This window comes from Nonomuraea sp. NPDC003804 (genome assembly GCF_040610675.1).
In the GTDB taxonomy this organism is placed as follows: domain Bacteria; phylum Actinomycetota; class Actinomycetes; order Streptosporangiales; family Streptosporangiaceae; genus Nonomuraea.
This window is the reverse complement of the sequence record NZ_JBEXMT010000038.1, coordinates 41,623-61,459: the sequence shown is the minus strand read 5'-3', so window position 1 is coordinate 61,459 and position 19,837 is coordinate 41,623. Positions and strand designations below refer to the sequence as shown.

At 70.4% G+C, this 19,837-nt stretch carries 18 protein-coding genes and 1 pseudogene; 6 read left to right on the top strand and 13 right to left on the bottom strand.

Going from position 1 to position 19,837, the window contains the following annotated elements; translation table 11 throughout:
- Positions 1–114: 114 nt before the first annotated feature.
- The 7 genes from ABZX22_RS38340 to ABZX22_RS38310 form a co-directional block, all read right to left on the bottom strand.
- Positions 115–948 carry a CPBP family intramembrane glutamic endopeptidase gene (locus ABZX22_RS38340; RefSeq protein WP_354919733.1) on the bottom strand — a complete coding sequence of 278 codons (834 nt, stop codon included), beginning with the start codon at positions 946–948 and terminating at the stop codon, positions 115–117.
- A gap of 115 nt (positions 949–1,063) precedes the next feature.
- Entirely contained in the window at positions 1,064–2,050 is a 987-nt protein-coding gene (locus ABZX22_RS38335) for an ABC transporter ATP-binding protein (protein ID WP_354919730.1), read from the bottom strand.
- Entirely contained in the window at positions 2,047–3,162 is a 1,116-nt protein-coding gene (locus ABZX22_RS38330) for an ABC transporter ATP-binding protein (RefSeq protein ID WP_354919728.1), read from the bottom strand. Before ABZX22_RS38330 ends, ABZX22_RS38335 begins: the two co-directional genes overlap by 4 nt.
- A complete protein-coding gene (locus tag ABZX22_RS38325) occupies positions 3,159–4,043 on the bottom strand; it encodes an ABC transporter permease (protein WP_354919725.1) in 885 nt (294 codons plus the stop codon). Before ABZX22_RS38325 ends, ABZX22_RS38330 begins: the two co-directional genes overlap by 4 nt.
- The gene (locus tag ABZX22_RS38320; RefSeq protein WP_354919722.1) at positions 4,040–5,095 is read right to left on the bottom strand and encodes an ABC transporter permease; all 1,056 of its coding nucleotides are present in this window, start codon (positions 5,093–5,095) and stop codon (positions 4,040–4,042) included. Before ABZX22_RS38320 ends, ABZX22_RS38325 begins: the two co-directional genes overlap by 4 nt.
- Positions 5,095–6,924, bottom strand: a complete 1,830-nt coding sequence (locus tag ABZX22_RS38315; protein WP_354919719.1) for an ABC transporter substrate-binding protein — start codon at positions 6,922–6,924, stop codon at positions 5,095–5,097. Before ABZX22_RS38315 ends, ABZX22_RS38320 begins: the two co-directional genes overlap by 1 nt.
- Before the next feature lie 122 nt (positions 6,925–7,046).
- Positions 7,047–8,678, bottom strand: a complete 1,632-nt coding sequence (locus ABZX22_RS38310; protein WP_354919716.1) for an ABC-F family ATP-binding cassette domain-containing protein — start codon at positions 8,676–8,678, stop codon at positions 7,047–7,049.
- Positions 8,679–8,699: 21 nt separating this feature from the next.
- Here ABZX22_RS38310 and ABZX22_RS38305 point away from each other — a divergent pair, with 21 nt between their 5' ends.
- On the top strand, positions 8,700–9,041 hold the full coding sequence (locus tag ABZX22_RS38305) for a DUF2809 domain-containing protein (RefSeq protein WP_354919713.1): 342 nt from the start codon (positions 8,700–8,702) through the stop codon (positions 9,039–9,041).
- A 307-nt stretch (positions 9,042–9,348) separates the two neighbouring features.
- On the opposite strand, the pseudogene ABZX22_RS38300 reads toward ABZX22_RS38305, so the two are convergent.
- Positions 9,349–9,447, bottom strand: a pseudogene (locus ABZX22_RS38300) (cation transporter); the annotation flags it as partial.
- A 97-nt stretch (positions 9,448–9,544) separates the two neighbouring features.
- On the opposite strand from ABZX22_RS38300, the gene ABZX22_RS38295 reads away from it, so the two are divergent.
- A complete protein-coding gene (locus tag ABZX22_RS38295) occupies positions 9,545–10,078 on the top strand; it encodes a type 1 glutamine amidotransferase domain-containing protein (protein ID WP_354919711.1) in 534 nt (177 codons plus the stop codon).
- Positions 10,079–10,306: 228 nt separating this feature from the next.
- On the opposite strand, the gene ABZX22_RS38290 is transcribed toward ABZX22_RS38295, so the two are convergent.
- From ABZX22_RS38290 to ABZX22_RS38270, 5 genes are all read right to left on the bottom strand, one after another.
- Positions 10,307–11,509 (bottom strand): MFS transporter, encoded by a 1,203-nt coding sequence (locus ABZX22_RS38290; protein ID WP_354919708.1) that lies wholly within the window; start codon positions 11,507–11,509, stop codon positions 10,307–10,309.
- 338 nt (positions 11,510–11,847) lie between these two features.
- Complete coding sequence (locus tag ABZX22_RS38285) at positions 11,848–12,771, bottom strand: hypothetical protein (protein WP_354919705.1); 924 nt, start codon at positions 12,769–12,771, stop codon at positions 11,848–11,850.
- On the bottom strand, positions 12,768–13,589 hold the full coding sequence (locus ABZX22_RS38280; protein WP_354919702.1) for an ABC transporter ATP-binding protein: 822 nt from the start codon (positions 13,587–13,589) through the stop codon (positions 12,768–12,770). The genes ABZX22_RS38285 and ABZX22_RS38280 overlap by 4 nt, the downstream gene beginning before the upstream one ends.
- Complete coding sequence (locus ABZX22_RS38275) at positions 13,586–13,966, bottom strand: GntR family transcriptional regulator (RefSeq protein ID WP_354919699.1); 381 nt, start codon at positions 13,964–13,966, stop codon at positions 13,586–13,588. Before ABZX22_RS38275 ends, ABZX22_RS38280 begins: the two co-directional genes overlap by 4 nt.
- A gap of 150 nt (positions 13,967–14,116) precedes the next feature.
- Entirely contained in the window at positions 14,117–16,549 is a 2,433-nt protein-coding gene (locus ABZX22_RS38270; RefSeq protein WP_354919696.1) for an FAD-dependent oxidoreductase, read from the bottom strand.
- Positions 16,550–16,711: 162 nt separating this feature from the next.
- On the opposite strand from ABZX22_RS38270, the gene ABZX22_RS38265 reads away from it, so the two are divergent.
- From ABZX22_RS38265 to ABZX22_RS38250, 4 genes are all read left to right on the top strand, one after another.
- Positions 16,712–17,596 carry a choline/ethanolamine kinase family protein gene (locus tag ABZX22_RS38265; RefSeq protein WP_354919693.1) on the top strand — a complete coding sequence of 295 codons (885 nt, stop codon included), beginning with the start codon at positions 16,712–16,714 and terminating at the stop codon, positions 17,594–17,596.
- Between the two features lie 19 nt (positions 17,597–17,615).
- On the top strand, positions 17,616–19,142 hold the full coding sequence (locus ABZX22_RS38260) for an amino acid permease (RefSeq protein WP_354919690.1): 1,527 nt from the start codon (positions 17,616–17,618) through the stop codon (positions 19,140–19,142).
- A gap of 63 nt (positions 19,143–19,205) precedes the next feature.
- Positions 19,206–19,433 (top strand): antitoxin, encoded by a 228-nt coding sequence (locus tag ABZX22_RS38255; protein WP_354919687.1) that lies wholly within the window; start codon positions 19,206–19,208, stop codon positions 19,431–19,433.
- Entirely contained in the window at positions 19,430–19,816 is a 387-nt protein-coding gene (locus ABZX22_RS38250) for a type II toxin-antitoxin system VapC family toxin (RefSeq protein WP_354919684.1), read from the top strand. The genes ABZX22_RS38255 and ABZX22_RS38250 overlap by 4 nt, the downstream gene beginning before the upstream one ends.
- The last annotated feature ends 21 nt before the right edge of the window (positions 19,817–19,837 follow it).

Below are 19,837 nucleotides of genomic sequence, written 5' to 3'. Positions count from 1 at the left end.
CGCGAGCCGGCACGGGTCCCGCCGGGTGCCGCGCAGGACGGCGTTCTCCATGACGATGCAGCCCTCGCCCAGCTCCACCGGCCCGCCCTCGGCGGTGAGGACGGCGCCGAACATCTAAAGCAGCATGTCGACGTAGACGAGGTTGACGATGACGTGGATGAGGATGATCACCCAGATGTTGCGGTAGCGCGCCCACAGGTAGCCCTGCATCAGGCCGAACATCCCCTGCGCCGCCACGATGGAGGCGACCCCGACGCCGACGGCCGCCGGGTCGATGTGGCTGACGTGCATCGCGGCGAACAGCAGCGCGGTGGCGAGCACGGCGGGCGGCGTGCCGTACAGGGCCTCGAGTCTGGTCTGCAGCCACGCCCGGTAGAAGATCTCCTCCAGCACGCTCGCCGTCAGCAGGGTGATGAGCGAGCCGACGGCGAGCGTGACGGGGTCCGGCAGCTGCTGCGTCAGCGGCGGCGACAGCGGGCTGACCTCCGCCAGCAGGAACCACGCGGCGAACGCGGGTAGCGGCGCCAGCCAGGTCACGGGCGCCGGGATCGACCTCGCGACCGGCCCTCGGCCCCTGATCAGCCGGAAGCCGACCAACGGCACCACCAGCAGAAGGAGGATCTTGGCGACGGGGTACAGCAGGCCGCGGCCGGCGAGCGCGACCGCGACGGGGAAGGCGAGAGCCGCCGCCAGCAGCAGCCAGGTCTCCTTCACCAGCCGGGGCCGCGGCAGTCCGGCCAGCGGCCGCGGTACGGCCGTGCGCGGCGCGACGAGCGCGGCCAGGACGATCGCGGCCAGGGGTGGCAGCAGCGCCGCCCACAGCGAGACGCCCGTGGCGCCGGGGTCGGCCGACTGGCGGATCATGGTGGTGCCGGTGAGGATCAGCGACGCGTAGGCCACGACGAACACCGCCAGGCCCGCCCCCGTCAGGAGGCCGGTTCTCGACATGGGTTTCATGATTGACCCGATGCCGGCCCTTTTCCTCCTGCGGGGGAATCAGTCCGATGTCATCCTTTGTATTGACAGTCGGGCGCCATCGAGCGATCCCGGGCCCTCGTCGGGGTCACCCGAGGGCGACCTCGTCCGGTACCGGCCTGTTGGCGAAGTGGCAGGCGGCCTGCGCCTCCGGTACGGCCGGCAGCACCCGCAGCGCTTCCGACCTGCACCTGCCGTCCACTCCCGCCGAGGCCGCCGCGCCCGACGCCAGCACCTGGCAGCGGGCGTGGAAGCGGCACCCGCCGGGGATGCGCGTGGGGTCCGGCGGCTCGCCCGTCAGCACCACCCGTTCGGGCGACTCGGGCAGCACCGACAGCAGCGCCTGCGTGTAGGGGTGCTTCGGCTCCTTCAGCACCTCCTCGACGGGACCGGACTCGACGATCCTGCCGAGGTACATCACCGCGACGCGGTCGGCGATGTTCCACGCCAGGCCGAGGTCGTGGGTGACGACCAGCGCGGAGAGGCCGAGGTCGGCGCGCAGTTTGAGGAGCAGCGCGAGGATCTCGCCGCGGACGCTGGCGTCGAGCGAGGCGACCGGCTCGTCGGCGACCAGCAGGCGGGGGTTCAGCGCGAGCGCCCCGGCGATGACCACGCGCTGGCGCTGGCCGCCCGACAGCTCGTGCGGGTAGCGGAGGAAGAACCGCTCGGGGGGCCGCAGGCCCGCTCTGGCCAGCGCCTCGGCGACGACCTGCGACTCGTCGGGCAGCCCGTGGATGCGCGGGCCCTCGGCAACCGCCTCGTAGACGGTGTGGCGGGGGTTCAGCGAGCCGGTGGGGTCCTGGAGGACGAGCTGGGCCTCGCGGCGGTAGGCCTTGAGCGCCTTGGTGGTGTAGGTGAGGGGCCGCCCGCCGTACAGGACAGTGCCTTCGGTGGGGCGCTCGAGGCCGAGCAGGGTGCGGGCGAGCGTGGTCTTGCCGCAGCCCGACTCGCCGACCAGGGCGACGATCTCGCCCTCGCCGACGGCCAGGTTGACGCCGTCGACGGCGCGGGCGCGCCGGCCCCGCGAGGTGAACTCCACGCGCAGGTCCCGCGCTTCGAGGAGCGTCGTGGTCATGAGATCTCCTTGCCGCCGCTGGAGGCGACTTTCTCCTCGGTACCGTCCTCGCCGGAGGCTGACGCTTCCTCCCCGGGAGCCGCCGCGACCTCCCCTGAACTGGACGCGGCCGCCCCGGAGGGGGACGCGGTCGCGGTCAGGTCGGGGCGGACTCGGACGCAGGCGGCGGTGTGCGGGGCCGTCTCGGTGCCGTCCGCCGGCCACAGCTCGACGTCCAGCGTCGAGCAGATGTCCAGCGCGACCGGGCAGCGCGGATGGAACGCGCACCCCGAGGGCAGGTCCATCGGGTCGGGCGGATCGCCGCCGAGCCCCTTGGGCGCCATGCGGGAGGCGGGGTCGCCGACGGTCGGGAACGCCGCGGCCAGCGCCTTGCTGTAGGGGTGCCGGGCCGCGTGGAACACCTCGTGCGCGGGGCCGTTCTCGACCAGCCGTCCCGCGTACATGACGGCCAGCCGGTCGCACATGTCGGCCAGGACCGACAGGTCGTGGGAGATCATCACCAGGGAGATGCCGTGCGTGGCGATGAGGTCCTTGATCAGTGTGAGGACCTGGGCCTGGACCATCACGTCCAGCGCCGTCGTCGGCTCGTCGGCGATGATCAGGCGCGGCGAGCACGCCAGCGCCATCGCGATCATCACCCGCTGCCGCTGTCCTCCCGACAGCTCGTGCGGGTAGCTGCGGGCCCGCCACGCGGGCAGCCCCACCTGCTCCAGCAGCTCGGCCACCCGCGTACGCGCCTGGGACGGCTGGGCCACGCCGTGCACCAGCAGCGGCTCGGCGATCTGCTCGCCGATGCGCCGCACGGGGTTGAGCCCGTGCTGCGCGCCCTGGAACACGATGGAGGCCTCGGCCCAGCGCACCGCGCGCAGCCGTCCCCACTTCATGGACAGCACGTCCTCGCCGTCGAGCAGGATCCTGCCGTCGACGCGGGCGTCGCGCGGCAGCAGCCGCAGCAGCGCCATGGCCAGCGTCGACTTGCCGGACCCCGACTCGCCCGCAATCCCCAGCGCCTCGCCGGGCGCCAGCGACAGCGTCACGCCGCGGACGGCGGGCACCTGTCCCGAGGCGATGGAGTACGTCACCGAGACGTCCTCGAGTGACAACACGTTCATCGGCTGACCCCCCGGAGGCGTGGGTTGAGCACGGCCTCCATCGCCCGCCCGCACAGCGTGAACGCCAGCACGACCGCGACGATGCAGAGGCCGGGAGCGAGGATGTACCACCAGGCGCCCGCCGTGGCCGCGCCCCAGTCGTAGGATCCGCGCAGCAGTTGGCCCCACGACGCCTTGCCGGAGTCGGCGCCGAGGAAGGCGAGCGTCGACTCGGCGACGATCGCGCTGGCCACCTGCAGGGTGGTGTTGGCCAGGACGAGCGGGGCGACGTTCGGCAGCACGTGGCGGCTCATCACGTGCCAGTGTCCTGCGCCGAGCGCGCGCGACCTCTCGATGTACGGCCTGGCCTCGACGGCCAGCGTCTGGGCCCTGATCAGCCGGGCCGTGGAGGCCCACGAGGTGACGCCGATCGCCAGGATGATCGTGGAGGTGCTGCCGCCGAGGATGGCCGAGAGCACCAGCGCGAGCACCAGCGAGGGCAGCACGAGGAACCAGTCGGTGATCCGCATCAGCGCCGCGGAGGCCCAGCCCCTGAAGTGGCCCGCCGCGATGCCGACGATCGTGCCGATCACCATGCTGAGCAGCGCGGACATGAAGCCGATGAGCAGCGAGACGCGCGAGCCCCACAGGATCATCAGCAGGATCGAGCGCCCCGACTCGTCGGTGCCGAGCGGGAAGTCGAGGCTCGGCGGGGCCATCTTGGCGCCGGTCGCCTTCGTGACGTCCATGCCGGTGGGGTCGGTGACCAGGGGTGTGATCAGCGCGAGCACGACGAAGACCGCCAGGACGACGGCCCCGACCACGCCCGCCCGCTGCCGGCGGTACTGCTGCCAGAACCGGGTCAGCGACGCGCGCCTGCGCGCCCACGTCACGGCGCTCATGCCGACCTCACCCTCGGGTCAAGAACGTGGTAGGCCACGTCGGCCAGCGTGTTCATGATGATCACGGCGACGCAGACGACCATGAACGTGCCCTGCATGACCGCGAAGTCGGGCCCCTTGATCGCCTCGTAGAACAGCAGGCCGAGGCCGGGCCAGGAGTAGACGGTCTCGACGGAGACGGCGCCGCCGACCACGAACCCGATGTGGATGAAGACGAGCGTCACCGTCGGCAGCAGCGCGTTCGGTACGGCGTGCCGCCGCCGTACCAGGTCGTCGCGCAGCCCCTTGGCGCGCGCGGTGGTCACGTAGTCCTGGCCGATCTCGTCGAGCAGCGACGAGCGCATGACCAGCAGATACTGCGCGTAGACGACGGCGACCAGCGTGAGGCACGGCAGCACCATGTGGTGGGCGACGTCGAGCACGTAACCGAAGCCGTCGGGAGCGTCGACGCTCTCCATGCCGCGCGTGGGGAACAGACCGGGGATCGGGCCGATGCCCGCGCCGAGGACCATGAGCAGCAGCAGGCCGAGCCAGAAGGTCGGCACCGACCACAGCACGAGCGAGGCGCCCGTGGAGAAGCGGTCGAGGCGGCCGCCGTGGTTCCACGCCGCGCGGGTGCCCTGCCACAGGCCGAGGCCCACCGCGATGAGCAGGCCGACGCCGGTCAGCAGCAGTGTGGGGCCGAACCGCTCGCCGATGAGGTCCGTCACCGGCCGCTTGTACTCGTAGGAGGTGCCGAGGTCGAACTGCAGGGTGCGCAGCACGAAGTCGGCGAACTGCTGCATGAGCGGCTTGTCCAGGCCCATCTGCCGGCGCAGCAGCTCGATCTGGTCGGGGCTGAGCGGTACGTCGCGCGTGTAGGCGATGACCGGGTCGCCGGGGATCAGGCGGAACAGGAAGAACGTCGCGACGATCACCATCGCGATGCTGAGCAGCGCCCCGCCGAGCTTGGTCAGGGCGTATCTGAGCGTGCCCCGGGAGGTGGGGCGGTCCTCGCCGGGACCCGCCGCCGCCTGGACGGCGGCGGGTTCGGTTTCGAGCGGGGTGGCCATTACTCGCGGTCGTCCGACGTGGTCTTGCGCCGCCTGGACAGCAGGAAGCCGCCGGCGCCGAGGACCACCACAGCCGCCGCCGCGATGCCGATGATCAGGCCGGTGTTGGAGCCGCCGCCGGCGCCGCCCGAGCCGCCGGCGGGCGCGGCCTTGGCGTCGAGGGTGACCATCGGGTAGCCGCTGACACCGCCGTACAGGATGCCCTCACCCTGCTTGCCGGCGGGGACCGGGGTGATGCTGGTGATCCTGTCCTTGCGGTACAGCTCGAGGTTGTTCGGGTAGTAGAGCGCGATGACCGGCGCGTCGGTGTAGAGGCGACGCTGCATCTGCTTGATCATGTCGGCCCGCTTGGCGGTGTCGAGCTCCTTGAGCTGCGACTGGTACAGCCCCTCGTACTCCTTGTCGCAGTAGAAGGACTCGGTGCCGCCGCCCTCGCCCGAGGGGGTGGGCCGCCTGCTGCACAGGTGCGTGGCCAGGACCTCTTCGGGGTCGGGGTTGACCGACCAGCCGCTGATCGCGATGTCGAACAGGGCGGTGCTGCCGGTCTCCTCGGTGAACTTGTTGGAGTCGAGCTTGCGGGTGGTCAGCGTGATGCCGATCTCCTTGAACCACCCGGTGAGGAACTGGGCGAGCTTGTCCTCGGTCGGGGTGTCGGTGTGGATGCTGAAGCGCATCTCCAGCTTCCGCTTGCCGTCGGGCATCGTGCGGACGCCGTCGGCGCCCTTCTTGTACCCGGCCTCGTCGAGGATCTGGTTGGCCTTGGCCAGGTCGAAGGTGACCTTCTCCTCGCCCTCGGCCTGCCAGAAGAAGTTGGTGTACATCGGGGGCACGATCGAGCCGTCGGCCGGCACCGCCAGGCCGTTCTGGACCTGGTCGACGAGGGTCTTCTTGTCGATCGCGTAGTGGATGGCCTGGCGGACCTTCGGGTCCTTCAGCGCCGGGTGGCCGTCACCGACCGGCTTGTCGTCGGAGGTGGTGGCGCCGTGGTTGATCTGCAGGTACGCGGCGCGGCGGCCGGGGGTGTTCCACTGCATGATGTTCGGGTCGCCGGCGCCCGCCTCGAACTGCGGCGCGGCCAGGCGGCCGATCAGGTCGATGTCGCCCTTCTTGAGGCCCGCGATGGCGGCCTCGGGGTTCTCGTAGAAGATGACCTGCAGCTCGTCGATCTTGGGCTTGCCCTGCCAGTAGTTCGGGTTCGCCTTGAGCTTGACGTAGCTGTCCTTCTTGTGCTCGATCGGGATGTACGCGCCGTTGGTGACCGCGGGGTAGGCCTCGTTCTCGAACGTGGCCATGTCGCCGACCTTCTCCCAGACGTGCTTGGGCACGATCGGGATCGGGTTCGACAGCATCGACGCCTGCGGCGCCTTGGTCTTGATGACCAGGGTCCGGTCGTCGGTCGCGGTGACGGAGGCGAAGTTCTCCACGGCCGGGCCGTTGCCGGTCTTGGCCGCGTCATCCGTCATGATCTTGTTGAAGGTCCACGCCGCGTCGTGGGCGGTGACCGGCTGGCCGTCCGACCACTTGGTGTCGCGGATCTTGAAGGTCCAGGTGAGCCCGTCGTCGGAGGACTCCCACGACTCCGCCAGGTCGGGGCTGGGCTGCAGGGTCTTGGGGTCGGGCGTGGTGAGGAACAGGGACGTCCACCGCTGGAGCTGGCCCGCGATCAGCCGTACCGCGAGGAAGGGGTTCATCGAGTCGACCGACTGGATGGAACCGATCCTGACCGTCTTCTTGCCCGTCGTAGCAGGATCTGCCTGCGCGGCGGTGACCGGCGCCGCCAGTGCTAGAGCCACCCCGAGCGCCGCCAGGCGCGCGAGCCATTTACCCATTGGTGCCTCACTCTCAGGCAGGGGGGAGACCTGTTGTAGAGAAAGGCACACCATCCCAACATCACGTGTCAACGAGAGTCGGAAAATTGTTTCACTCTCGTTTCCATTCGCGGTGTTATTTTTCACCCGGTCTCGGTGACCTGACCCCCGTCCACCCGCAGCCGCCGGTCCACCCGTACGGCGTCGAGCATCCTGCGGTCGTGGGTGACCAGCAGCAGCGTGCCGGGGTAGCCGGCGAGCGCCGACTCCAGCTGCTCGATCGCCGGCAGGTCGAGATGGTTGGTCGGTTCGTCGAGCACCAGCAGGTTGACCCCTCTGGCCTGCAGCAGGGCCAGCGCGGCGCGGGTCCGCTCACCCGGTGACAGCGTGTCGGCGGGCCGGAGCACATGGTCGGCCTTCAGCCCGAACTTGGCCAGCAGCGTGCGCACCTCGCCGGGCGGCATCTCGTCGGAGAACGACTCGACCAGCGGCGCCGACCCCTCGAAGAGCCTGCGAGCCTGGTCGACCTCGCCGACCACGACGCCGGGGCCGAGCGCCGCGTGGCCGGCGTCGAGCGCCAGCCTGCCGAGCATGGCGCCGAGCAGGGTCGTCTTGCCCGAGCCGTTCGCGCCGGTGATCGCCACCCGTTCGGCCCAGCCGATCTCCAGATCGATCGGGCCGAGCGTGAAGGCGCCCCGCCTGACCACGGCACCGCGCATCGTGGCCACCACCGCGCCCGCGCGCGGAGCCGCCGCGATCTCCATCCGGAGCTCCCACTCCTTGCGCGGCTCCTCGACGACCTCCAGCCGCTCGATCATCTTGTCGGTCTGCCGGGCCTTGGCGGCCTGCTTCTCCGTGGTCTCGACGCGGGCGTTGCGGCCGATCTTGTCGTTGTCCCGCTGCTTCCTGCGGGCGTTCTTGACGCCCTTCTCCATCCAGGCGCGCTGGGTGCGGGCGCGCAGCTCCAGCTCGGAGCGCGTCTCGGCGTACTCCTCGTAGCGCTCGCGGGCGTGCCTGCGGGCGACCTCGCGCTCGTCCAGGTAGGCCTGGTAGCCGCCGCCGTACAGGTGGACCTGCTGCTGGGCCAGGTCGAGCTCCAGCACCGAGGTGACCGTCCTGGCCAGGAACTCGCGGTCGTGGCTGACCACCACGGTGCCCGCCCGCAGCCCCTTCACGAACGCCTCGAGCCGGTCGAGCCCGTCGAGGTCGAGGTCGTTGGTCGGCTCGTCGAGCAGGAACAGGTCGTAGCGGCTGAGCAGCAGCGAGGCCAGCCCCGCGCGGGCGGCCTGGCCGCCGGACAGCGACGTCATCGGCTGTTCGAGGTCGATCGCGAGCCCGAGGTCGGCCGCCACCTCGTCCGCGCGCTCCTCCAGGTCCGCGCCGCCGAGCGACAGCCAGCGCTCCAGCGCGATGCTGTAGGCGTCGTCGGCGCCGGGGCGCGACTCCACCAGGGCCTGCGTGGCGGCGTCGAGATCGGCCTGCGCCTTCGTGACCCCGGTACGGCGGGCGAGGAAGCGCCGCACCGTCTCGTCCTGGCGCCGCTCCGGCTCCTGGGGAAGGTGGCCGACCACCGCCGTGGGCGGACTGAGCCGGATCGAACCGCTCTCCGGCTGGTCGATCGCGGCGAGGAGACGGAGCAGCGTCGACTTGCCCGCGCCGTTGGCTCCCACGAGCCCGATGACGTCGCCGGGGGCGACCACGAGATCCAGCCCGGAGAACAGGACCCGATCGCCGTGGCCGGCGGCGAGACCTTTCGCGACAAGTGTTGCGCTCATAAGACCCGTTAGCGTAATCGCATGCCGCGCACCCGCATAACGCTTCTCGCCGTCGTCACGATCATTCTCGGCCTCGTGACCAGGCCTTTCTCGAAGTACGCGGGTGACGCGTTCTACACGGTGCTGCTGTACTGGATCGTGGTGTTCGCCGTCCCGCGGGTGCGGCCCGTGGTGGCGGCGGGGGTGGCGCTGGCGGCGAGCTGGGCGATCGAGTTCGCGCAGCTGCTGAACCTGCCACGGGTGCTGGCGCCGGTGCTGGGCAGCACGTTCAACCCGCCCGACCTGTTCTGGTACGCCGTGGGCGCGGCGGCCGCCTGCGCCTTCCACCACCTGGTCCGCCACCGTCCGGCCACCCGGGAGTGACCTTCTCGGCTCCTGCTGTCGAATGCCACGGCCGAGAAGGAACCCGCGGCGGAACCCCCTGACCACAGGCCGCGCGCCGGGCTTCACATCGTGATCCGCCCGGCGTGCAGGTCGTCGCGTCGCCGTGTCGGCCTGGGCCGGTCTCCCGCTCCCGCGGCCGCTCCTCGCGCCGACGGCCCTTGGCGACGACCTCCCGAGCCGTAGCCGACCCTTGGCGGCAGCCGCCCGAGCCGTAGCCGACTCTTAGTGGCAGCCGCCCGAGCCGTAGCCGGCCCTTAGTGGCAGCCGCCCGAGCCGCAGCACGACACACCTCGCTCACCCCGGCCACCTTGCCCACCTCGGCGGTCACCGAGCTGACGCAGTGTCCGCAGGTCATACCCTCGACCTGATACGTGGTGACGGTCATCGATCTCTCCTCACTGCTGGGAAGCCCGTGCGCATCACTATATACCCCCCAGGGGTTTATGCGCATAGATCCCCTTCCTCAGGGCACGGCGACGAGCATGAGAAACATCGCCTTCCTCGTCGCCCCCGAAGGCGTCGAGCAGATCGAACTGACCGAACCGTGGAAGGCCATCACGCAGGCCGGCGGCACGCCGCAGCTCATCTCCACGCGATCCGGCCAGATCCAGGCCTTCAACCACCTCGACAAAGCCGACGAATTCCCGGTGGACGCCACCGTGTCGGAGGTCTCGGCCGCCGACTTCGACGGACTCGTCCTGCCCGGCGGCGTCGCGAACCCGGACTTCCTGCGCATGCAACCGGATGCCGTCCGCTTCGTGCGCGACTTCTTCGACGCGGGCAAGCCCGTCGCCGCCATCTGCCACGCGCCGTGGACGCTCATCGAGGCCGACGTGGTCCGCGGGCGCACGCTCACCTCGTGGCCCAGCCTCAGGACCGACCTGCGCAACGCGGGCGCGACCTGGGAGGACAAGGAGGTCGTCGTCTGCACGGCCGGCCCCAGCACGCTGGTCACCAGCCGCAAACCGGACGACCTGAAAGCCTTCGACCAGGCGGCCGTCGACGCCTTCAGTTGACCGCGACCACCGGGCGAGCACGCCGAGCGAGCGCACCGGGAGCCGCCCGGCAGGCGCCGAGCACACCGGAACCGCACAGCGGGGCACACCGGAAGCCGAGCACGCCGTAAACCGCACGGCCGGGCGCACCGGGCCACGCGGTGGGCGCACCGGGCCACACGGCAGGGTGCGCCGGGCCGGCCGGCAGGGTGCGCCAGGCCACGCGGCGGGGTGCGCCGGGCCGGCCGGTCAGCCGGTGAGGACGTGGCCGGCCGCCACGCGCGGGCCTCTGAGCAGGGCCAGCGCGGCGACCGCGCCTGCCGTACCGAAGATCGCGATGGCGCCGCCCGCGCCCGTGAACTCGGCCACGATCCCCGCCACCACCATCGCCAGCCCCTGCGCCGCCGTCAGCGCGGCCGCGATGACACCGACCGCGCCACCGCGCCGCTCGTCGGGCACCAGCGCCACGAACTCGGCGTTGGCCACGACCTGGTAGGCGGTCAGCGCCCCGCAGGCCACCAGGAGCGCCAGCATCACCGCCAGCGGCGGCAGCGCGGCGGCGCCCAGCAGCGGCACGAAGCTCGCCAGCGCCAGCGGCCCGAGCAGGCGCGCCCGCCGTTCCGGCCGCACCCTCGTGGTCAGCACGAACGTCCCCGCCACGTACCCGGCGGGGATGGCGGCCATGAGCAGGCTCGCCAGGTCCTCGTCCAGCCCGATCTGCCTGCCGTACGGCACGGCGAGCGCGAGCGGCGTCATCGAGAAGGCGGCCAGCAGCGCCAGCATGGCCAGCCACCGGAGCCGGGGATGCCCGGTGATCGTCTCGACGCGGTCGCGCAGCCGCGCCTTCTCGGCCCGCGCCGGTTCCGAGGGCGGGTACGCCGCCAGGCCGGCGAGGAGCGTCGCCGAGAGCGCGAACGTGCCGGCGTCGATCACGAACGCGGCCCCCGGCCCCGTCGCGGCGACGACGAGACCGCCGACCAGGAAGCCGGCGACGTAGGTGACCTGGTTGGTCACGTGGTAGGCGGCCACACCGACGGTGTAGCGGTCACCGTCGAGCATCTGGGGCAGGATGGCGGCCCTCGCGGCGCGCGCGGGCGACTCCAGCGCCTGCACGGCGAAGAGCAACACGTAAAGCGCGACCAGCGGCATTCCGGGGATGGCGACCAGGATGACGAGAATCGCTCGGGCGAGATCCGCGGAAACCATCACATTTCTGCGCGGATATCGGTCGGCGAGAACCGCGAGCAGTGAGCCACCCATAATCGCCGGAAGATAGGTGAGCGCGTAGGACAGCGCGGTCAGCCATGCCGACGACGTCCGCTGGTAGACCAGGACGACCACCGCCACCCGGGCCAGTTGGTCACCCAGTTCGGAGATGACGGTCGCGCCCCAGAGACGGCGGAATTCCGCGACGGAGAAGACCTCGCGGAAGCCCACGGACCGCTTTCCCATGGATCATCGCCACCCGTATCCAGAGATCGCAAACGGTTGCAACCTAACAAGATCGAGTGAAGAGATCAAGGACTTGAAATCCCCCGGGCAATTGTCGATCATTACGAACGCAGCCTGGATCGCTTTATCACCATAAAGAGCGAAAAATCACGATTCATGCTGTGGGCATCCCGAGGGGAAGGGGGGTGGCACCGTGCAGCGCGGAGTCTCCTGGACCTGACCGGCGGCCAACCACCTCGTACGGCTGGCCTCGCCAGCCGTACACCCCCGCCCCGCACGCCAGCCGGACCTCGGGACCCGGCGAAGAGCGGGCCGCCCCAGCGCACCCGCCCCGGACGTCAGCCGGACCTCGGGACCCGGCGAACGGTGAGCCACCCCAGCGCGCCCGCCCCCGCCAGCAGGATCGCCGCGTCGATGAGCTGGAACCGCCAGAACCTCTCGGGGCCGTGGACGTAGAACACGTAGCGGTAGCCCTTCTCGATCAGGCATCTCTCGTAGGCGAGCTGCGCCCGTTCCCCCCGTCCCAGACCCGGGTCGCGCGGGCACACCCCCGAGGGCGGCACGGCGATCTCGGCGCCGGCCGGATCCGTCCAGGCCCGCGACACGAGCCGCGCGTCCTGCTCGACGCCCGCCTCCGTCGTCACCACCCTGGCCGGCGTCGCGTAGTGGTCACTCAGGCTGAACAGCGTGAACGTCATGACCGCGAGCACCCCGACGACCACCGCCATCGCGGGAAGCGTGCGCCGCAGCACGGCCCCGGCCGCGGTCCCGAGCATGAAGGCGAACACCCACCAGGCGACCGGCTCCACCCCGAGCATGTTGAAGATGCCGATGTTGCCGAACGTGTCGGTACGGAACAGCGGCCGCCACGCCGACACCATCGCCGACATGGCCAGCCCGCCCAGCGCCACCGCCCCGCCCAGCACCGACAGCTTGACCGCCAGCCAGCGCCGCGGCGAGACCCCCTGCGTCCAGACCAGCTGGTGGGTCCCGCGCTCGAACTCCCTGCCCAGCAGCGGCGCGCCCCAGAACACCCCGACCAGCGCCGGGGCCACGATCGGCAGCCACCCGAAGAGTGTGTAGACGGCCTGGTAGCGCTCGGCCAGCGCGGCGTCGAGATCGCCCGCGCCGAGTCCCGCGTGCGAGGCGACGAACGCCGTCGCCTCCAACCACGACACCAGGAACACCACTCCGAGCGCCGCCAGCAACCCGGACATCACCAGCAGCTGCCCCCTGTGCTGCCGGCAGGTCAGCCAGATCACGCCTGCACCCCTGTCAGTCGCGGCAGCGCCGCCGCCTCGGGGCTGCGCAGGTAGGCCATCACCAGGTCGTCGAGCCCGACCGCCCGCGTCCGCCAGCGCGGGTCCGCGACCGGAGCGCCCCGCACGAGCCAGCTCTGCTCCCGCTCGGTACGGCTCCCGCCCACGACCGTCGCAGTCAGCGTGAGCTCCGGCGGCCCCGTCATCATCCGGTGCCCGGCCAGCAGGTCCTCGATGTCGCCGCTGACCTGGACCCGCCCCGCGTTCAGCACGACCAGCCAGTCACAGGTGTCGACCAGGTCGGACACCACGTGCGAGGAGATCATCACGCCCATGCCGGTCTCCGCGACCGCGGACATGAGCGAGCGCATCACCTCGTGCCTGGCCAGCGGGTCGAGGTTGGCCAGCGGCTCGTCGAGCACGAGTTGGTCGGGCCGCCTGGCCAGCGCCAGCGTGAGCGCGACCTGCGCCTGCTGGCCGCCCGAGAGCCGGCCGACCCTGCGGTCGAGCGGGATGCCGAGCTCGGCCAGCCGGGCGGTCGCCAGGCGCTGGTCCCACCGCCGGTTCAGCCTGCGCCCCAGTGTCAGCGTCTCGGCGACGGTGAAGGAGTCGTAGAGCGGTTTGTCCTGCGCCACGAACGCGATGTCGCCCGTGGCCCGGACCGTACCCCTGTCCGGGGTGATCAGACCCACCACGGTGTGGAGCAGGGTCGTCTTGCCCGCGCCGTTCGGCCCGACGAGTGCGGCCACCCGGCCCGCGGGGACGTGGAGCGAGCAGTCACGCAGTCTGCCCCGCACCCTCAGCCCCGTCACCTCGATCACGCCGCCACCTCCCTGACGACCGCCCCGAAGAGCGCGTGCAGGTCCTCGTCGGCGAGCCCGGCTTCGCGCGCCTGCCGTACCCACGCGGAGAGAGAGGCGCGCAACCGGGTGTGGTCGGCCAGTGTGGCGCCGCCGATCGAGCGTTCCACGAAGGTGCCCATACCGGGACGGCCGACGACCAGGCCCTCCCTTTCGAGTTCGCGGTAGGCCTTGAGCACGGTGTTGGGGTTGATCGCCAGGAGTTCGACGACCTCCCTGGCGGTGGGCAGCTGGTCACCCGGCCGCAGGGTGCCGAGCCGCAGGGCCTGTTTGACCTGCTGGACGAGCTGGAGGTAGGTGGACACCCCCGAGCCCCTGTCGAGATGGAAGTCGATCACGCCGCCAACACCCTTTCACTATTTCAATAGTGAAAGGGTGTTGGATGGAGATCACGCTGTCAAGGCCGTGGCCAGCTCGCGTACCGAGCGCTTGGCGCACCAGCTCACCGTCGAACGAGGCCAGCACCGTGTGGGCGAGGAGCGGCCGGATCAGCGGGAAGATCGTGCTGGACGTGACCTGATCCGCTCGTGCCCCGGGTCGTACGGCGGGCGCTCCTCGACCGTGGCCGCCACCCAGGTGCCGTCCACACCGACGGTCACGTTCTCCGGACGCCCGCTCAGGTACACGTAGGCGATCGAGGCGTCCACCCGATGCCCGTACCCGCCGCTGGTCACCCTGCCGGCGGGCGCGCCGTCGACCCGCACGGGCTCACCGCCCAGGCACACCCGCCGGGGATCGGCCAGCAGCAGGCACCGCAGCGTCCGCTCCGGCGCGGGATCCAGCGCGTCCTTGCCGAGGAAGTCCTTGCCCGCCTGGACGGCGAAGCCCAGCCCCGCCTCGTACGGCGTCGTCTCGGGAGTGATGTCCAGGCCCCAGATCCGGTAGCCCTTCTCCAGGCGCATCGAGTCGATGGCCCGGTAGCCCCCGGGACGCATGCCGTACGGCAGGCCCGCCGCCACGAGCGCGTCCCACAGGGTCAGGCCGTACTCGGCCGGGCAGTACAGCTCCCAGCCGTACTCGCCCACGAACGTCACCCGCTGCGCCAGCACCGGCACGTGCGCCACGCTGATCCGCCGGGCCTGCAGGTACGGGAAGCCGAGGTCGTCGTCGCACAATTGCTCCAGGACGGCGCCCGCCTGCGGGCCCCACAGGCAGTAGCAGGCGTAGGCGGAGGTCACGTCCGTGACGTCGAGGCCGTGGCGGCGCAGCCAGGCGGCGTCGTGCGTGCCGTACGCGGTGCCGGTGACCAGGCGGAACCTGTCCTCGCCGAGCCGGGTGACGGTCAGGTCGGCCTCGATGCCGCCCCGCCGGTTGAGCAGCTGCGTGTAGACGACCGCGCCGACGTTCCTGTCGATCTCGTTGGCGCACAGCCACTGGAGCCGGTCGAGCACGCCCGGCCCCGACACCTCCAGCTTCGCGAACGACGTCTGGTCGAACAGGCCCGCCGCGTCCCTCGTGGCCAGGCACTCCTCCCGTACGGCAGGCGACCACACCCGGCCAGCCCAGCCCAGCGGTCGCGGCCCGTCGCCGGTGGCGTTGGAGCCGTACCAGTTGACCCGCTCCCATCCGGCCTTCTCCCCGAACTCGGCGTCGAGCCCGGCCTGCCGCGCCCAGGCCGGCGAGCGGCGCAGCGGCCTGGCGGCGACGCGCTCCTCGCCTGGATAGACGATGTCGTAGTACTTCGCGTAGGAATCGAGTGCCTTGGCGCGCGCCCACCGCCCCGACCCCGCGTAGCTTCCGAACCGCCGGACGTCCATCCCGAACAGGTCGTACTCGGGCACCCCTTCGACGATCCACTCCGCCATCACCTTGCCCACGCCGCCGGCGGCCGCCAGCCCGTGGACGCAGAAGCCCGCGGCGACCCAGAACCCGCGCACCGCCGTCTCCCCCAGCAGGAACTCGCCATCGGGGGTGAACGCCTCCGGCCCGTGCACGATCCGCGCCACCTGCGACGGGTCGAAGTCGTCGGTGGTGCGTTCGGCGATGACCGGCAGCCGGTGCCTGGCCGCCGCCCACGACTCCCTGAACTTCGGCAGGTTCGGCTCGAACAGCATCCTCGACTCGGCCAGCGGGTCGGCCGCGTCCCAGATCTCGGGAGTGCGGATGTAGCCGCCGACCAGGATCCCGCCCTCGTGCTCCCGGAAGTAGACGATGTTGTCGGGGTCGCGCACCGTCGGCGTGGCCGCGGGGATGCCGGCGGGGTGCGTCACGACGTACTGGTGCTTGATGGGCACGATCGGGACGTCCGTCCCCGCCAGTGCCCCCACCTTTCCCGCCGCCGCGCCCGCGCAGTTCACGACCGTCCCGGTGGTGACCGTCCAGGTCTCCTCGCCTCCTACGGCGGACGCCAGGCGGACCGCGCGGACCGCGCCCGCGGCCACGTCGATCCCGGTGACGCGCACGCCCGTGACGATCCGGACGCCGAGCTTCGCCGCCCCCTCCGCCAGGGCACGCGCCAGCGCGGCCGGGTCCAGCCACCCGTCGCCCGGCAGCCACAGCGAGGCGAGGACGTCCTCGTCGTTCAGCATGGGCATCAGGTCGTGGGTCTGCCTGCCGGACAGCAGCGACATCTCCAGGCCGTAGGTCTCGGCGGCTCCGGCCTGCCGTACCAGCTCCTCCACCCGCTCGTGCGTGGTCGCCAGCCGCAGCCCGCCGACGCCGTGCCAGCCGGGATCGAGCCCGGTGAGCTCGGCCAGCTCGGGGTAGAGCCCGGCCGAATACATGATCATGCGTGTCTGCGTGACCGTGGAGCGCAGCTGCCCGACGAACCCGGCCGAGTGCCAGGTGGTGCCCTCGGTCAGCTCGTGCCGCTCGACGAGCACGACATCACGCCAGCCGAGGCGGGCCAGGTGGTAGGCCACGCTGCAGCCGGCCACACCCCCGCCGATCACGATCGCCTGTGCCGAATCGGGTATGCCCATGATCGAAACCGCCCTGTACGTATGAGAAACGCGCTAGGTGGACCGCCACCAGAACCCGGATCTGGCGCGGAAGGGTGGCGGAGGTCTGATGGGCGCATTTCTCATGAGTCACCTTGCCCACAGCAGCGGAATGGTCTAAATGTAGGCCAAAGGGAGTCGCGTATGCCAGACGTGATCGAGTTGGTCTCCGACTGGGCCGGGCGGCCGGTCAGGCAGACCCCCATCAAGGGCGGCCTCAGTCACCTGATCGCCAAGGTCGAGACGGGGGACGGCGAGCGATGGCTGCTGCGCGTGCTGGATCCCGCGGTGTGCGCGGCCGGCCTGGGCATTCCGATCGAGCAGGAGATCGAGAACACGATCAGGGCCGCCGAGACCGGCGTCGGGCCCACGGTGCTGCGCCATTTTCCCGAGGTGCACGCACTGTTGATCGAATACCTGGACGGCATCACCCTTAACGCCGGACAAATCAACAAAAATCTAGAAAGGGTGGCGCTGGCCTGCCGGCGCCTCCACGCCGGACCCCGCTTCGTCAACGATTTCTCGATCTTCGCCAAGCTGCGCGAGTTCCGCGCCCGCTGCCAGGCTCATGACCTGGCGGTTCCGCCCGGTTACGACGACGTCCTTCCCGCGGTGGCGGACATCGAGCGGGCGATCCCCGCGTTCCCCACCGTTCCGTGCCACAACGACCTGCTGGCCGAGAACTTCATCGCCCAGGACGACGAGATCCGCATCGTCGACTACCAACTCTCGGGCAACAACGACCCCGCCTTCGAGCTCGGCGACATAGCGGCCGAGGCGGACCTCGACCCCGACCAGACCGCGCGCCTGGCCAGGGCCTACTTCAACAGCGGCGACCACGACTCCCGCGTCCAGCTCTTCAAGATCATGTCGAACGTGACGTGGACCCTGTGGTTCTCCGTCCACCACGGCCTGCTCGTACGGCAGGCCGACTTCGACTACGAGGCCGAAGCGGCGGGCAAGTTCGCGCGAGCCGTACGAGACCTGGACGGCGTCGGCCGCCTGATCGACGACGTCCGGAGGCACTAGCACAACCCGAGGAGATCCCATGACATTAGACGAGGATTCCAGGCGGCTCGCCGAGCTCGGCTACAAGCAGGAACTGTCGAGGACCTGGAGCGGTTTCTCCAACTTCGCCATCTCTTTCTCGATCATCTCGATCCTGGCCGGTTGCTTCACCACCTTCGGCCAGGCGTGGAACAACGGCGGTCCGATCGCCATCTCCTGGGGCTGGCCGCTGATCTCGATGTTCATCCTGATCATCGGCTTCTGCATGTCGGAGCTGGTGTCGGCGTATCCGACGGCGGGCGGCATCTACTGGTGGGCGGCGAGGATGGGCAAGCCGATCCACGGCTGGTTCACCGGCTGGCTCAACCTCATCGGGCTGGTCGCCGTCACCGCGTCCGTCGACTACGGCTGCGCGACGTTCCTCAACATCACGCTCAACCGCCTGACCGGCGGCGCCTGGGAGGCCACGCTCTCCCAGGCGTTCCTGCTGTTCGTGATCGTGCTGGTGCTGCACGCCCTGATCAACATCTTCAGCCACCGGCTCATCTCGCTGCTGCAGAACATCTCGGTCTGGTGGCACGTGGCAGGCGCGGCGATCGTGGTCGCCATCCTGGTCTTCGCGCCGAGCGAGCATCAGACGCTCGGCTTCGTGTTCACCGAGACGATCAACAACTCGGGCTTCTCCGACTCCACGTTCTGGTGGTTCGTGCTGCCGCTGGGCTTCCTGCTCACGCAGTACACGATCACCGGGTTCGACGCGTGCGCGCACGTCTCGGAGGAGACCCAGGGGGCGTCGATGTCGGCGGCCAAGGGACTGTGGCAGTCGATCTTCTACTCGGCGGTCGGCGGCTGGGTCCTGCTGTTATCGTTCCTGTTCGCCGCCACGAACGTCGACGAGATCAACAAGCAGTTCGGCTTCGTCGGCGCCATCTTCGACACGGCGCTGCCCGCGAACCTGGCCACGGCGGTCTTCGCCATCTCCACCATCGGCCAGTTCTTCTGCGGGATGAGCTGCGTGACCTCGATGTCGCGCATGACCTACGCCTTCTCCCGCGACGGGGCCGTCCCCGGCTGGCGGCTGTGGTCGAAGGTGGACGGCAACCGCACGCCGGTGAACGCGATCATCGCCGGCTGCGTCGCCGCCGGGCTGATCACGCTGCCCGCCCTCTACGCGCCAGCCGGCCTCGGCACGCCGATCGCCTTCTACGCCGTCGTCTCGATGGCGGTGATCGGCCTCTACCTGGCCTTCCTGATCCCGATCTACCTGCGGCTGCGCATGGGCGACGGCTTCGTGCCCGGCCCGTGGACGCTGGGCCCGAAGTACAAGGTGCTCGGCTGGATCGCCGTCGCCGAGATCGTGATCATCTCGATCTACTTCATCATGCCGCTCTCGCCCGCGGGCGTGCCCTGGAGCCCGGACTTCACCTGGACGGCGGTGAACTACTCGCCCATCGCCGTGGGCGGGGTCCTGATCGGCATCGCGCTGTGGTGGCGGCTGTCGGCCAGGAAGTGGTTCACCGGCCCTCGCCGCACCATCGAGGAAACCGTCGACGAGACCGTCGGCTGAGCCCCCGGGGGTACGGCGGCGCCCGCCGTACCCCCGATGCTTGCAAATTGCTAGCATGAGTCCATGGCCACCCTCTACATTCGAGATGTGCCCGAAGCCGTTGCGGAAGCCCTCAAGGAGCGGGCGGCAGAAGCAGGGATGTCCCTGTCCGCGTATGTCGCCAGGGAGCTTGCCGATCTCGCCGCCCGGCCGACCAATGCCGAGATCGTCAACCGTCTGAAGTCGCGGGATCGCAGCGGCGGTCCCTCAACCGCCGACATCCTCGAGGCCGTCTCGGAGAGCAGGCGATGATTGTCATTGACTCGTCGGCAATGGTGGAGGCCCTCACCGGTCGCGATGCCGACTGCGAACTCCTCGACGCGCTCCAGGGCAGCATCCACGCGCCTCATCTGCTGGACGTCGAGGTTCTCTCCACGCTCCGTGGGCTCGCACTGGCCGGAAAACTGTCCCGAGAGGCGGCCGAGCAGGCCCGCATCGACTACTTCGCCCTCCACATCTCCCGTTACGAGCTCCAAGGACTCGCGGAGCGGGTGTGGGAGTTGCGACACAACTACACGGCTTATGACGCCTGCTACCTCACCCTCGCCGAGGCCCTCGAAGCGCCACTGATCACATGCGACGGCAAGCTGGTGGGCAACGCCCACGACGCCGAGGTGCGGGTCTTTCCCCGGTGAGGTCGAGCGGGGAGCGCGAAG